The 14,870-nt window shown below is 35.0% G+C and carries 12 protein-coding genes; 7 read left to right on the top strand and 5 right to left on the bottom strand.

The annotated features are described in order from the left end of the window. Nucleotides 1–86 precede the first annotated feature (86 nt). Nucleotides 87–1,970 (bottom strand): DEAD/DEAH box helicase, encoded by a 1,884-nt coding sequence (locus tag ACSVH5_RS02685; protein ID WP_438059922.1) that lies wholly within the window; start codon nt 1,968–1,970, stop codon nt 87–89. Between the two features lie 205 nt (nt 1,971–2,175). Further along, a complete protein-coding gene (locus tag ACSVH5_RS02680; protein WP_438059921.1) occupies nt 2,176–2,754 on the bottom strand; it encodes a non-canonical purine NTP diphosphatase in 579 nt (192 codons plus the stop codon). Nucleotides 2,755–2,921: 167 nt separating this feature from the next. Between ACSVH5_RS02680 and ACSVH5_RS02675 the strand changes: the two genes are divergently transcribed. After that, the gene (locus ACSVH5_RS02675; RefSeq protein WP_438059920.1) at nt 2,922–3,590 is read left to right on the top strand and encodes a carbonic anhydrase; all 669 of its coding nucleotides are present in this window, start codon (nt 2,922–2,924) and stop codon (nt 3,588–3,590) included. A gap of 61 nt (nt 3,591–3,651) precedes the next feature. On the opposite strand, the gene ACSVH5_RS02670 is transcribed toward ACSVH5_RS02675, so the two are convergent. After that, on the bottom strand, nt 3,652–4,425 hold the full coding sequence (locus tag ACSVH5_RS02670) for an NYN domain-containing protein (RefSeq protein ID WP_438059919.1): 774 nt from the start codon (nt 4,423–4,425) through the stop codon (nt 3,652–3,654). Nucleotides 4,426–4,779: 354 nt separating this feature from the next. Here ACSVH5_RS02670 and ACSVH5_RS02665 point away from each other — a divergent pair, with 354 nt between their 5' ends. Further along, nucleotides 4,780–6,042 carry an aminotransferase class I/II-fold pyridoxal phosphate-dependent enzyme gene (locus ACSVH5_RS02665; protein WP_438059918.1) on the top strand — a complete coding sequence of 421 codons (1,263 nt, stop codon included), beginning with the start codon at nt 4,780–4,782 and terminating at the stop codon, nt 6,040–6,042. 103 nt (nt 6,043–6,145) lie between these two features. Here ACSVH5_RS02665 and ACSVH5_RS02660 read toward each other — a convergent pair whose 3' ends face one another. Continuing rightward, on the bottom strand, nt 6,146–7,264 hold the full coding sequence (locus ACSVH5_RS02660) for a GTP cyclohydrolase (protein ID WP_438059917.1): 1,119 nt from the start codon (nt 7,262–7,264) through the stop codon (nt 6,146–6,148). A 344-nt stretch (nt 7,265–7,608) separates the two neighbouring features. After that, entirely contained in the window at nt 7,609–8,484 is an 876-nt protein-coding gene (locus ACSVH5_RS02655) for a transporter (protein ID WP_438059916.1), read from the bottom strand. Nucleotides 8,485–8,604: 120 nt separating this feature from the next. Between ACSVH5_RS02655 and ACSVH5_RS02650 the strand changes: the two genes are divergently transcribed. From ACSVH5_RS02650 to ACSVH5_RS02630, 5 genes are all read left to right on the top strand, one after another. Beyond that, the gene (locus ACSVH5_RS02650; RefSeq protein ID WP_438059915.1) at nt 8,605–8,895 is read left to right on the top strand and encodes a DUF4834 family protein; all 291 of its coding nucleotides are present in this window, start codon (nt 8,605–8,607) and stop codon (nt 8,893–8,895) included. A 48-nt stretch (nt 8,896–8,943) separates the two neighbouring features. Then, nucleotides 8,944–11,361: a YfhO family protein gene (locus tag ACSVH5_RS02645; RefSeq protein WP_438059914.1), complete on the top strand. Its 2,418-nt coding sequence runs from the start codon at nt 8,944–8,946 to the stop codon at nt 11,359–11,361. Between the two features lie 145 nt (nt 11,362–11,506). Further along, complete coding sequence (locus tag ACSVH5_RS02640) at nt 11,507–11,965, top strand: hypothetical protein (RefSeq protein ID WP_064715115.1); 459 nt, start codon at nt 11,507–11,509, stop codon at nt 11,963–11,965. A 1-nt stretch (nt 11,966) separates the two neighbouring features. Further along, the gene (locus tag ACSVH5_RS02635; RefSeq protein ID WP_438059913.1) at nt 11,967–13,265 is read left to right on the top strand and encodes a glycosyltransferase family 4 protein; all 1,299 of its coding nucleotides are present in this window, start codon (nt 11,967–11,969) and stop codon (nt 13,263–13,265) included. Between the two features lie 51 nt (nt 13,266–13,316). Beyond that, nucleotides 13,317–14,786 carry an oligosaccharide flippase family protein gene (locus ACSVH5_RS02630; RefSeq protein WP_438059912.1) on the top strand — a complete coding sequence of 490 codons (1,470 nt, stop codon included), beginning with the start codon at nt 13,317–13,319 and terminating at the stop codon, nt 14,784–14,786. Nucleotides 14,787–14,870: the final 84 nt, after the last annotated feature.

The raw sequence follows: 14,870 nt of genomic DNA, 5'->3' as shown, positions 1-14,870 counted from the left end.
CGAATTTAAAGCTTTAAAAGTAGTAAATCGCAATTAAATATTTTGTAGTTTCTTACTATTATTATAAGAAAATTAACAAAGGAATGTTAGTCTCTTCTTGGTCTTCTTGGTCTTGGGCTGTCGCCAAAACTTTCAGAACGCCTTGGGGCTCTTTCTGATGAACCTCCTTCTCTTCTTGGAGCACTTCCTCTTTCGCTTCTGAATCCTCCCTCTCTTGGAGCTGAGTTTCTTTCACTTCTGAATCCCCCTTCTCTTCTTGGAGCAAAGTTACCTTCTCTTCTTGGAGCAGAGCTTCTACCGCCAAAACCTCCAGAGCTTCTTCCGTTGTGATCGCGTCTTCCGCCACCATCATTTTTAGAAATCTCTACATTGATACGACGTCCTTCTAATTGAACATTGTTTAAGATGTCCATTACTTTATCTGTATGTTCAGCATCAGTATTAAAGAAAGAGAATCCTTCTTTTACATCTACTTTGAATACGTCGTCACGACCTAAGTCTAAAGTTTCTTTTAAGAAATCTTTCAAAGTCATCCAGTCAAAGTTATCTCTAGAACCGATGTTTACGAAGTAACGAGTAGCACCGCTATTGTTTCCTCTAGATGCACCGTCTCTATCGTCGCGTTCACGTCGGTCTGAACCTGATGATTGGCTAGATAAATCTCTGTTCTTTTTATAATAGTTGATAAAACGGTTAAATTCTACCGATACCATTTTCTTGATTAATTCTTCTTTGCTTAAACCTTCTAATACATCATTGATTGCTGGAAGGTAGTTGTCAATTTCGTGATCTACTTCCGTTTCTTTGATTTTGTTGGCTAAGTGCAATAATTGAATTTCGCAGATTTCAATTCCAGAAGGGATTGTTTTTTCTTCAAATTTTTGCTTGATGATTCTTTCGATAGAAGAAATTTTACGCAATTCACTTTTAGTAACGATTACAATCGAAGTTCCTAATTTGCCAGCACGACCAGTACGGCCAGAACGGTGGTTGTAGGTTTCGATTTCGTCAGGAAGTTGGTAGTTTACAACGTGAGTTACGTTGTCTACGTCAATTCCACGTGCTGCAACGTCGGTAGCAACTAGCATTTGGATTTGTCTTCCTCTAAAAGATTTCATTACGCCATCACGTTGTGCTTGCGATAAATCTCCGTGTAAGGCAGCCGCATTGTATCCGTCTTCAATTAATTTTTCAGCTACTTGTTGCGTATCTCTTTTGGTACGACAAAATACAACTGAGAAAATATCTGGATTAGCATCAGCTAAACGTTTTAAGGCTTCGTAACGATCTCTAGCATTTACCAAATAGAATTCGTGTGAAACTGTTGCAGATCCTGAGTTTTTAGTTCCAACTGTAATTTCTACTGGACTGCTCATGAATTGTTTAGCAATTCTTGCTACCTCTGCTGGCATAGTTGCAGAGAACAACCAAGTGCTTTTTTCGTCTGGAGTGTCTGATAAGATAGAGCAAATGTCTTCATAGAATCCCATGTTCAACATCTCATCTGCTTCATCAAGTACACAGTAATCAATGTTTTTGATGTTTACAAGACCTCTATTGATCATGTCTTGCATTCTTCCTGGAGTAGCTACAATAATTTGAGCTCCTCTTTTGATTTCTCTAGCTTGCTCTGTAATACTAGCACCGCCGTAAATCGCAACTACATTAATACCTTTTTCGTATTTTGCGTAGTTTTTTAGTTCGTTAGTAATCTGTAGGCAAAGTTCGCGTGTTGGCGATAAAACTAATGCTTGTGTATTTCTGTTGTCGGCATCAATTTTTTGGATTAGCGGAAAACCGAAAGCTGCCGTTTTCCCTGTCCCTGTTTGAGCCAACGCAACCATATCTGTGTCTTTTTCCAATAATAGGGGAATCGCCTTTTCCTGTACCTCTGACGGATTTTCAAATCCTAGATCTAAAATCGCCTTCAGTAACGATTCGTTCAATCCTAATTGTTCAAATTTGTTCATTATGTATTTTTAAAATAGGGTGCAAAATTACTGTTAATTTCTCAGATTAACTAATGCTATTTTAAGTTTTAGTGAATTATTGTGAATTGATTGTCAGATTGTTAGCTTTTTTATTTTTGATTTTTATCTTTTAATAGTCTTTTTGATGTGAAATTTGAGCGAGAAATCACAAATAATGTTGTAAAAAATGATACATTTTTGATTGTTAATGAGTTGTATTCAGAAATGCAAGTAATGATTGTGTGGCGATACCACGGTGACTGATTTTGTTTTTGGTTTCAAGTGAAAGTTCTGCAAAAGTCTCTTTGTAATTTTCAGGCTGAAAAATAGGGTCGTATCCAAAACCACCCTCGCCTTTTTTTTCTGAAGTAATAGTTCCTTTTGCTATGCCAGTGAATAAGTATTGTTCGCCTTTAAGATTCAAACAAATCACCGTTTTGAATTGAGCGTTTCTGTTATTCTTATCATTTAAAAGATGTAATACTTTGTTCATATTGTCCTCAGCTGATCGTTGTTCTCCGGCATAACGAGCAGAAAAAACGCCAGGCTCGTTGTTTAATGCATCAATTTCCAATCCAGTGTCGTCTGCAAAGCAATCATAACCATACTTTTCGGTTATGTAATTCGCCTTCATAATAGCATTTCCTTCAATAGTAGACGCCGTTTCTGGAATTTCTTCAAAACAGCCAATGCTTTCAAGACTTACTATGGTAATGTTGTTGGGAAGCATACTTTGGATTTCTTTTATCTTGTTTTTGTTATTGGTGGCGAATACTATTTTCATCTCTTTATTTTTTAGTTTCAAAGATATTATTTTCTAGAGGTAATTAATGAATTTCTTCTTTATTGAAATTTATACATTAAATATTTTAATGATTAAAATCAAAAACATTAACTATGTTTATGTTTTTATATCTTCTAGTTTTACATCAAATTTTAAAACCAAAAGAGATGAGACAATTTAGTGTTTATTTAGGATTTTTTTTGATGCTTTCTTTTTCTTCTATTCGTGCACAAGTTACACCCGAAAGTGCATTGATTGCCTTGAAGGAGGGAAATGGCAGGTTTGTTGCAGGAAAGAGTATAAAGCCTCATCAGGATGTCAATAGAATTAAAGAATTAGCCTCTGGACAAAAGCCTTTTGCGGTTATTGTGGGGTGTTCCGATTCAAGGGTACCTAGCGAAATTATTTTTGATCAGGGATTAGGGGATTTGTTTATTGTTAGAACGGCTGGACAAGTGTCTTCGTATGCTTCATATGGTAGTATTGAGTTTGCTAATGCGGTTTTGGGGGCTAAATTAATTGTGGTTTTGGGACACACCCAATGTGGTGCCGTTGCGGCTGCATGTAAATTGCCAGAAGTTCCAGGACATATTGTAACCTTAATCAATGCTATAAAACCTGCGGCAAAATTGGCCAAACATCAGGAAGGTGAAGAGATTGAAAATGCAGTAAAGATTAACGTTGCTATGCAGGTAGAACATCTAAAAAACTTAGAACCAGTTTTATCAAAATCAACTAAAAATAGTGATACGATTATCGTTGGCGCTGTGTATGATTTAAAAACGGGTAAAGTTGAATTTCTTCCTGAAAATTATTTAAGTAGTTTGAAAAGCTAACCTTGAACAATTTGTTTTGAATAAAAAAACTGCATTTCAATAGAGATGCAGTTTTTTGCTTTTAATATCGAAGTCTTACATAGACGTGCTTGATACCTTTTTTATCCGAATCTCTTTCATCTATTTCAAGAATGTCGGTTAGGGATTTGAGCATTGGGGTAAGTTTGCTAAAGCCGTAACTTCTAGGGTCGAATTCGGGTTTGTTTTTAACGATTAGATTTCCCACATCGCCCAAAAATGCCCAGCCATCATCATCGCTTATGGCATCAATGGCATCTTCAATAAGATCAATAGTTGGGTTGTCTATTTTGATAGCCGTTTCTTTTTCTACTACTTTTTTGGCATCAGTTGAAGTAGCTATGGTGGCTTTTGGTTTTTTCTTTTTGGTAGCGCCTTCTAAAACTTCTATAAACACGAAACGATCACAGGCCACAATAAAGGCGTTTGGGGTTTTCTTTTCGCCAATACCAATGACTTTCATACCAGATTCTCGTAACCGAATGGCGAGTCGAGTGAAATCGCTATCGCTAGAAACGATACAAAAACCATCCACTTTGCCTGAGTACAACAAATCCATCGCATCAATAATCAAAGCGGAGTCGGAGGAATTTTTTCCCGTAGTATAACTGTATTGTTGGATAGGTGTAATGGCGTGTTCTAGTAAAACCGATTTCCATCCATTAGCATTGGGTTTTGTCCAATCGGCATAGATGCGTTTGGTGGTGGGAGTGCCGTATTTGGTGATTTCTTCCATCATACCTTTGATGTTGCTGTACGGTACGTTATCGGCGTCAATAAGGACGGCTAGTTTTAACTCTTTGGTGTTGTTTGACATTTTTGAAGCTTTGGTGTTCAAAGATACAAACTTTATGGTTAGTACTTTGCCTACCCCTGATCGAAATGAAAAGCCTCTTGTGGCTCAACCGAATATTTTACTTGTGCTAGCAGAGCTAAGACCTCACCCACAGCCCCTCTCTAAAGGAAAGGGGAGCTTTTAGCTCCTGATAGTACTTTAGTAAAATTCGGTTGAGCCAAGAGAGCTTGTAATGAAGAGCAGGATTTAGCTTCTATAAATAATCCTCTTAAAAGGCTTTTTTTTAAGTAAAATAAAAGGATTTTGGCAGTAAATATCAATTTTAAATATTTATTTTTGCCGCTAAATTAACGTATAGTATTAAGTCATTATAGTATGGTAAAAGATTTATTCGAAAGAATCCAAAACAATAAAGGTCCTTTAGGAAAATGGGCTTCTCAGGCAGAAGGGTATTTTGTTTTTCCAAAACTAGAAGGAGAATTGGGACCAAGAATGCAATTTCAAGGAAAAAATATATTGAACTGGAGTTTGAACGACTATTTAGGTTTGGCCAATCATCCAGAAGTGCGTCAGGCAGATACGGATGCGGCCATTCAGTTTGGTGCAGCTTACCCAATGGGTGCGCGTATGATGAGCGGACACACGAAATATCACGAGCAATTAGAGCAAGAATTGGCTGCTTTCGTGATGAAAGAATCGGCTTATTTATTGAATTTTGGTTACCAAGGAATGGTGTCTATCATCGATGCTTTGGTGACTAAAAACGACATCATTGTGTATGACGTAGATTCACACGCTTGTATTATTGATGGAGTGCGTTTGCATATGGGTAAACGTTTTACCTACAAGCACAATGATTTAGAGAGTATGGAGAAAAACCTGCAACGTGCTACTAAAATGGCGACAGAAACAGGTGGAGGAATTTTGTTCATTACTGAAGGTGTTTTTGGAATGCGTGGACAACAAGGTAAATTGAAAGAAATTGTAGCCTTGAAAGAGAAATACAATTTCCGTTTATTGGTTGATGATGCACACGGTTTTGGAACGCTTGGTAAAACAGGTGCTGGAGCAGGTGAGGAGCAAGGGTGTCAAGACGGAATTGATGTTTATTTTTCTACGTTTGCTAAATCTATGGCGAATATCGGTGCTTTCGTAGCAGCAGATAAAGACATTATCGATTATTTGAAATACAACTTGCGTTCTCAAATGTTTGCCAAAGCATTGCCAATGATTCAAACGATTGGTTCTTTAAAACGTTTACAGTTGTTACGTGAATCTTCTGCAATTAAAGATAAATTGTGGGAAAACGTAAATGCGTTACAAAACGGATTAAAAGAAAAAGGTTTCAATATTGGTGATACCAACACTTGTATTACCCCTGTTTACTTAGAAGGAAGTATTCCAGAAGCGATGGTGATGGTAAACGACTTGAGAGAAAACTACGGTATTTTCTTGTCGATTGTAGTCTATCCAGTAATTCCGAAAGGTATTATTTTATTGCGTATGATTCCAACGGCTTCGCATACTTTAGAAGATATTGCAGAAACCTTGGCAGCTTTCGAAGCCATTCGTGAGAAATTGGTTAACGGTACGTATAAAGAAATTGCAGCACGCACTACAGTAGATATGGAAGCTTAATTTTTTTAGGTTGTCACTTATATAGAAAATCCATTCGTTTTTGGCGAATGGATTTTTTTGTTTGCTTTACTAAGGACTAAAAACTAGTCACTATTCACTATAATTACAATTCTTTTAGATACGTTTTGCGTTCACAATGAATCACTGGGTCAAAATTTTTCCAAAGTAAATGAATGGCGTTGTTTTCTAATAATTCGGGAGTTCTAATACAGGTTTGAATACCTTTTTCGGAAAAAGTCTTGTAGTATTCTTCGAAAATAAGGGCTGTTACTCCTTTATTTTGGTATTCAGGAGCGATGCCAATCAAATAAAAGACAACATCTTTGCTGTGTTTTCTGGCTTGTAGCAAATGCCAAAAACCAAAGGGAAATAGCTTGCCATTTGCTTTTTGTAAAGCTTCAGAAAAGCTAGGCATAACGATACTGAATGCAATCAATTGGTGGTCTTTATCTACTACAAATTTGATGTACTCTGGATTAATAAAATTGATATATTTTTTCTTGAAATATTCTTTTTGAATTTCAGAAATGGCTACAAAAGAAGAAAGTTTGGCGTAGGATTCATTGAATAAGTCAAACATTTTATCTACATATGGCATAACCTCTTTTGTTTTTTTAAAGGTTAGCGATCGCAAATGATATCTTTTTTTTATTAATTCTGTTGCTTTCATGAAATGTTCAGGTTTTACATTCGAAAAAGGAAAAACACTTTCTATGAATTGTTTTTCAATGGTAAAACCTAATTTCTCAAAATGAGTCACATAATAAGGATGATTGTACCAAGTAATCATGGTGCCCATTTGGTCGTAGCCTTTGGTTAACAATCCTACTTTGTCTAAATTAGAAAAGCCCATTGGTCCTTCAACATGGTCGAGATTGTTTTTGCGCCCTAATTCGTATACTTTTTCTAATAAAGCTTCGGTGACATCTGAATTGTCTATTGCATCAAACCATCCAAATCGTACTTTCTTTTTATGTTGGTGATTTACTTCTTGCCAATTGATTATAGCAGCAATTCTGCCTACAATAATGTTGTCGATTTTGGCAACATAAAAGTAAGCTTCCGCGTTTTTAAACACTGGATTTTTAGTTTTATCGAAACTGGCTAATTCATCAGCAATTAATGGTGGAACCCAGTATTTATTGTTTTTATATAATGTAAATGGAAATTTAATAAACGCTGTTATTTCTTTTTTACTTTTTGCTTCGTAAACTGTAATCATGGTGTGAGTGGTGTAAAAATATGGGCACGAAGATAACTATCTTTTGTTATAAAAAAGTCCAAAAACGGCTTTTAATGGTTCTTCATTTTCATTCTATAATTGATTTTTTTTGATCTAAAATCTGTTTACAACTCCCTGAAGAAATTGAATTTTTCATAAAACTTGAGTACCTTCAATAGTGTAAGTAGGAATGCTTTTGCATTTTGAATTTACCATGAAATTTTTTTGCCTAAAGATGAGCTCTTGGTTATGCAGAAGCTATAAAATCAAAGAAATAGGTAAAATTAATTGCATGTGCTAAAGTAAATCGGTTGCAATGAATTTAAGTAGCGTAGTTAGTTTGACTATTTCGCTCCAGATTTTTTGAAAAAACCATCATAACGCCAGGAAACTCCAAGTCCTCCATATAAAATTGATGGAGTATCTTTGAAATTGGTACTGATTGACGCATCGATTTGTAGGTTGTCGTTGAGTAAATAGGCAGCTCCACCACGAGCAATCATGTCACTGTAAAAATCACTATTGTAACCTTGGTTTTCAATAAAACCAGACCATCTTTTACTGAATCCGCGGGTTAAAGTTACTATGTAGCCATAACTTGGATAATCAGTACCTATGTAATCGGCTATGATATTAGTAACAAAAACCCATCTTCCGTCTCCAAAATGATTTTGTGTAATCAACATAATTTTTGGAGAAATACTGGATGCTAAGGAAAAGGCATAGGGATTTCCTTCGAAAACAAAATTAGCTCCTGCAAATAAAGAAACTGCTGGCACAAACTGTCTCCAATTAAAACGTTGGTTGGCTTTCCAGCTGTATAAATTTATTTTTTTTTCGTAATTTTTGAAGGGATCGTAAATCAAAAACTTTGCACCTAGGTTGGTTTGCCTAAAATTAGCCCTGTTGGTTGAGCTGATATTTGTATCGAATTGATCATTTTGGTATTGTATATCTGCAATTACTTCGAGTCTGTCCATAAAAGCACCCCATCTTAAGGTGGCATCCAATCCAAAACCATTGACATCGTAATTTAATAAACTATGATTGGCTGTAATGCCAAATATGCCTGTTTCTACTTGTATCACGTTTTTTCCAACGCTATATGCCGACATGGTTTCTCCAGGTCGATTGGAATTGATTTGATCAGTATATTGCCCATAGTGAACAAAAGGCATTAAAAATAGAGTAATTAAAACAGATTTTTTGAATGGAAGCATAGTTATATTCTTTTGATTTAAAATAGTAACGCAACCAAATGTACTATATTTTATTATTAATTTAAGATTCAGATATTAATTTTCAACTTTTGATTCCTTAATTTTGGTGAAAAATTATCTATGCAACTAGCTTCATTTAGCGGAATCCTAAAGACATTGTTTTACATGATTATGTTTTACTATGTATTTAAATTTTTGGCCAAACTTTTTTTGCCGATTTTAGTTAAAAAAGCGGTAGAGAAAGCCAGTGAAAATTTTCAACAACAGCAACAATATGCCCAACAGCAATATGCCCAAAACAATAGAAGATACAATAATCAAGATGAAATTATTGTAGATACTGCTCGTTCTAAAAATCCAAAAGAGACCAAAAAGGTTGGAGAATATGTGGATTACGAAGAAATAGATTAAATTTGTGCGCTGAAGCCCATATTTTAATCTAATTCAAATTTGAATCCATTGAAAGTTATAAATAAATTTTACCCGCACGCCTTAGCTATTCTAGGTTTTGTAGTTATTTCTTTAATTTATTTTTATCCTGTTTTACAAGGAAAACAAATCTTCCAGTCTGATATTGCTCAGTTTACTGGTATGGCCAAAGAACAAAACGACTTTAGAGCCATCGAACATCAAGAACCTTATTGGACAAATGCTGCCTTTGGTGGAATGCCTACCTATCAGTTAGGTGCAAAATATCCTCATGATTACATCGGTGACTTAGATGATGCTATCCGATTTTTACCGAGACCAGCCGATTATTTATTCTTATACTTTCTAGGATTTTACGGCCTTTTATTGGTGTTGAAAATCGATCCACTTAAAGCATTTTTTGGAGCGATTGCCTTTGGTTTTTCTACCTATTTGATTATTATTTTGGGAGTGGGGCACAATGCCAAAGCCCATGCCATCGGCTATATGCCTATGGTTATTGCGGGTTTTATACTTGTTTTTCAACGCAACTATATTCTAGGCGGCTTGGTTACTTTATTTGCCACTGCCTTAGAAATTAATGCGAATCACTTTCAAATGACCTATTATTTGTTGTTGTTTTTGTTGATTTTGGTTGGGTATTATTCGTATCAAGCCATCAAAGAAAAACAATATAAGGACTTAGGCAAAAGCTTTGGAATATTAGCTATTGCTGGAATTTTAGCCATTGGAGCCAATGCTACCAATTTATTAGCTACTTCTGAATATGCCGCTTTTAGTACTCGCGGAAAAAGTGAATTGACGTTCAATCCAGATGGTTCGAAGAAAACGGAAGACATAGCTTTGTCTCGTGATTATATTACGGAATATAGCTATGGCATCATGGAGAGTTTCAATTTGATTGCTCCAAGACTGTTTGGAGGCTCAAATAGCGAAGCACTCGGTAAGGATAGCGCAATGTTTGAATTTATGGTGGGTCAAGGTGTTCCTGAAGATCAAGCTGCAGATTTTGCTAATGGATTACCAACGTATTGGGGCGATCAGCCCATTGTGGCTGCACCAGCGTATATTGGAGTTGTGGTTTTCTTTTTGGCGGTTTTAGCATTATTCATTGATAAAAGAAAAATCAAATATGTATTCTTTGGAGGCGCTATGTTTGCGTTAGTCTTGTCTTGGGGAAAAAACTTTTCTTTAGTGACGGATTTCTTCATCGATTACATTCCGATGTACGATAAGTTTAGAGCGGTTTCTTCTATCCAAGTAATTTTGGAATTATGTTTTCCGGTAATGGCTATTATGGGCTTGCAGTCTTTTTTTACCTTAGAAAAACAAGAACAAACGAAAGGAATTTTACATACCTTACTATTTGGTTTAGGAGTTATGATCATCCTTTTTGTAAGCAAAGGGGCTTGGAGCTATGCTGGTAGTAACGACGGATTGTATTTGCAAAATTATGGTCCTGGATTTGTAGACGCATTAAAAGCAGATCGAATGAGTTTATACACAGCCGATTTGTTGCGCTCTTCCTTTTTTATAATCGTTATCGCTGCAATTTTGTGGTTGTATACCCAAAAGCGTTTCGCACAAAATACAGCCATAATCTTGGTTGGAATTTTGATGGTTTTTGATCTTTTCTTCGTGGATAAAAAATATGTTTCAGGAAAAGATTTTATGAATGGTAGAGAAGTGGCGGCTCCATTTCAGGAAACTCCTGCCGATATTCAAATTTTGAGAGACCCTTCTAATTATAGGGTTTTTGAGGTAAGCGGAAATCTATCAAGCGCAAGAGCGTCATACTTTCATAAATCTTTGGGAGGTTATCACGCGGCTAAGCCAAGGAGAATTCAGCAATTATTCGATTACCAAATTGCTAAAAATAATATTGAGGTTTTAGATTTTTTAAATGTAAAATACATCATTCAAACCGATAAAGAAGGTAAAGAATTCCCAACCATTAATCCGAATGCCAATGGCAATGCTTGGTTTGTAAGTCAAGTAAAAGCAGTTTCTTCTGCCGATGAGGAGATGAAAGCTTTGGATAAATTCGATTCTAAAAACGTGGCAATTGTCAATACAAAAGAGTTTGCCATTCAAAATAAAAGCTTTGTAAAAGATGCTTCAGCGGTAATTACTTTGGATGCCTACAAACCGAATCATCTAACGTATACTTCAACTAATACTACTACTGGTTTAGCGGTGTTTTCTGAAATGTACTATGCTAAAGGTTGGAAAGCTTACGTTGAAGGTAAAGAAACCCCAATTTACAGAGTAGATTATGTTTTGAGAGCTATTGAAATTCCAGCGGGAAAACACAAAGTGGAATTCAAATTCGAGCCTCAAGTGGTGCAAACGGGAAGTACTATTGCCTTGGTTAGTTCTATTGGAATGGTATTGCTATTGGTTGGTGGAATATATGTAGAGCGAAAAAAAATCAAGAAAATAGAGTAAAGAAAGAGATGAAATCTAAAGCTAAAATTGATGCAAAAAAGGTTGAATTGCAAAAAATATATTTGGAGCGATTGGAACGATTTATGTCATTAGTTGAACTTTCATATGTTTTAAAACACGCACCACGAGTGATACAGAAAAAATAATGCTTCCAGAAATTGTAAATATTTGGACAATATTCAACGAAAAAAATGTTCGTTATCTAACTATTGGAGGTCTTGCTGTAAATATTTATGGCTATACAAGAAACACTGGTGATATTGATATACTATTAGAAGATACTACTGAAAACAGAATCAACCTAAGAGCCGCTTTTAAACAAATTGGAATTGGAGACTTTCCCCAAATTGAGACGATGCAATTTGTAGCAGGATATACAGATTTTACAATTTCGTATGATTTGCGTTTGGATGTAATGACATCAATTAAGGGATTGGAAAATGCAAATTTTGATGAACTACTTCAAAATGCAACAATTGTTTACTTAAACGAAGTTCCTGTGTATTTCATTGATTATGATAGTTTGATACTGGCTAAAAAAGCGACCAATCGATTAAAAGATCAATTAGATATTGAGGAATTAAATAAATTGAATAACAAATAACTTGAAGAAAGATATCAAAAAACTCTTAATCATCACTTATTATTGGCCGCCAGCTGGTGGGCCAGGAGTGCAACGTTGGCTTAAGTTTGTAAAATATTTACCTGATTTTGATATACAGCCAATTGTTTATATCCCTGAAAATCCAACCTATCCTATAGTCGATGCTCATTTAGAAAAAGAAGTCTCGCAACAAGCTATTGTTTTAAGAAAAAGCATTTTTGAACCCTATCAATTGGCTTCTTTTTTTTCTAAAAACAAAACAAAAAAAATAAGCTCTGGAATCATTCCTAATCAAAAAAAGCAATCCTTTTTGGAAGCGTTTTTATTGTGGATACGCGGGAATTTATTCATTCCCGATGCCCGTGTTTATTGGGTGAAACCTTCGGTCTCCTATTTAGAAAAATACATTGCTGAAAATAATATCGATACTATCGTTACTTCTGGTCCACCGCACAGTTTGCATTTAATTGGACTGGAGTTGCAAAAAAAAGTAAACGTCAAATGGTTTGCTGATTTTCGTGACCCTTGGACGACTATTGGCTATCACAAAGCCTTGCGTTTGTCTAGTTATGCTGTCAAAAAGCATAAGAAATTAGAGCATCAAGTTCTTAATGCAGCTGATACGATAATTGTAACTAGCAAAACGACTAAAACGGAGTTTCAAGCCATAACTTCAAAACCCATTGAAGTTATTACGAATGGCTATGATACGGAAAATGTTGCGCCACAAATATTAGATACCAAATTCACTTTGGCACATATTGGTTCGTTTTTATCAGAACGTAACCCCTTGATTCTTTGGGAAAGTTTAGTAGAGTTACTTGCCGAAATACCTGATTTTAAGAATCAGCTTGAAATTAAATTGATGGGGGCAGTGAGTCAGGAAGTGCTTGATACGATTAGTCAATTTGGACTCAATGACTATTTGAATAATTTAGGCTATGTGTCACACGATGAAGCTGTAGCACATCAACGTAAATCGCAAGTATTATTGTTAATCGAAATTGATTCTGAAGATACCAAAAGCATTATTCCGGGGAAACTTTTTGAATATATGGTTTCTGGAAGACCAATCATCGCTATTGGACCGAAAGACTCTGATTTTGCCGAGATTATCACAAGTACAAATACAGGAGTGTTTTTCGAATACGATAAAAAACAGCAATTGAAAGCTACGATTTTAGCCTACTATCAACAATTTTTGGATGGTAAATTACAGTCAAATCCAGTAGGTTTGCAAAAATATTCCAGAAAGAATCTAACCAAAGAGTTAGCTACTCTTTTAACTTCCAATTTCTAACTTCTACTTTCTAACTTCTACTTTCTAACTTCTAATTTCTACCTTCTAATAATGGGCATTGTTTTAAATCAATCACTAAAGAATACTATAATCACTTACATTGGTTTTGGAATAGGCGGAATAAGTACCTTATTTTTATTTCCACCTATTTTGGGTAAAACGTTCTATGGATTGTCCAATTACATTTTGTCTTGCGCCAATGTATTGATGCCCTTATTCGCTATTGGAATGCAAAATACCTTGGTGAAGTTTTATTCGCAATGCAAAACCGAAGACGAGAGAAATCAGTTTTTGTCATTTACCGTTTTGTTCCCGTTATTATTGAGTATTCCGTTGCTGTTGATTGGTTTGTTTTTTTATGATGAAATTTTATTTTTTGTTACCAAAAAAAATCCTATCGTTCAAAATTACATTTGGTTGATTCCTTTTGTGGGATTGTGTATGGCTTATTTCGAAATATTTTATGCTTGGGCAAGAGTACATATGCATTCCGTCTTTGGTAATTTCATAAAAGAGGTGGGTTTGCGACTATTTTCGTTAGTAGCTCTTTTTGCTATGTATTTTAAATGGATTACTGCGGTTCAATTTATCTATCTTACAGCAGGCATCTATTTTATAGCACTTTTGGTTACGATGCTTTATGCCTTCCGAATCAAAAAACCTGTTTTTCAATTCGCTATACCAGAGAATGTAAAAGGTATTGTTGAATATTCATTTTATATTATTCTATCAGGCAGTGTTGCCAATCTGTTGTTAGATGGAGATAAAATTATGCTTAATCAATATATGGATATTGGTAATATTGCCTTTTATTCTGTTGCTACCTATATTGCTTTGGTGATTTCTGTGCCAAGTCGCGCTATGCACCAAATTGTGTATCCAATTACAGCCAAATTAATGCACGAAAACAAATACGAGGAATTGAATATTTTGTACAAAAAAACCTCTATCAATTTACAAATGGTAGGTGGTTTTGTAATGTTGTGCATCTTTGTCAACATCAATCAATTGTATGAATTACTGCCAAAAGAATATGCTGGCGGAATTATGGTCGTTTTTATGATTGGGCTTTCAAAATATTTCGATTTGATTTTAGGGAATAACAATGCTATTATTTTCAATTCCAAATATTATCGAATGGTCTTGTTTTTGGGCGTAATGTTGGCGGTGTTAACCTTTTTACTCAATTGGATTTTTATTCCTTTATATGGCATAATAGGGTCGGCTTTTGCTACTCTATTATCCATAACAGCCTATAGTGTTGCTAAACTTCTTTTTGTAGTAAAGAGAATGCATCTCTATCCTTTTAGTAAGCAAACCATTGTATCTATTGGAGTTACCTTCGTTATTTTTCTTCTTTTTTATTTTTGGCAATTTCCATTTCATCCTTTAATAGGTATTCTATTAAAGTCGATTTTGCTAACCGTGGTGTATGTTTATGCCAACTATAAAATGGTTATTTCTCCCGAAATCAACCAAGCGATCGATACGCTTTTTATTAAATTAAAAATAAAAAAATAACACATACTTGTTTTAAATAGAGGGAATTCTGTTAAAAGTGTACTGTTTTGTGTTTATATTTGTTAAGCTGATTTTCAGATAAAT

The sequence above is a fragment of the Flavobacterium sp. RSSA_27 genome (genome assembly GCF_051547125.1).
GTDB lineage: Bacteria > Bacteroidota > Bacteroidia > Flavobacteriales > Flavobacteriaceae > Flavobacterium.
The sequence above is the reverse complement of the archived record's forward strand: the minus strand, read 5'-3'. Positions and strand labels throughout refer to the sequence as shown.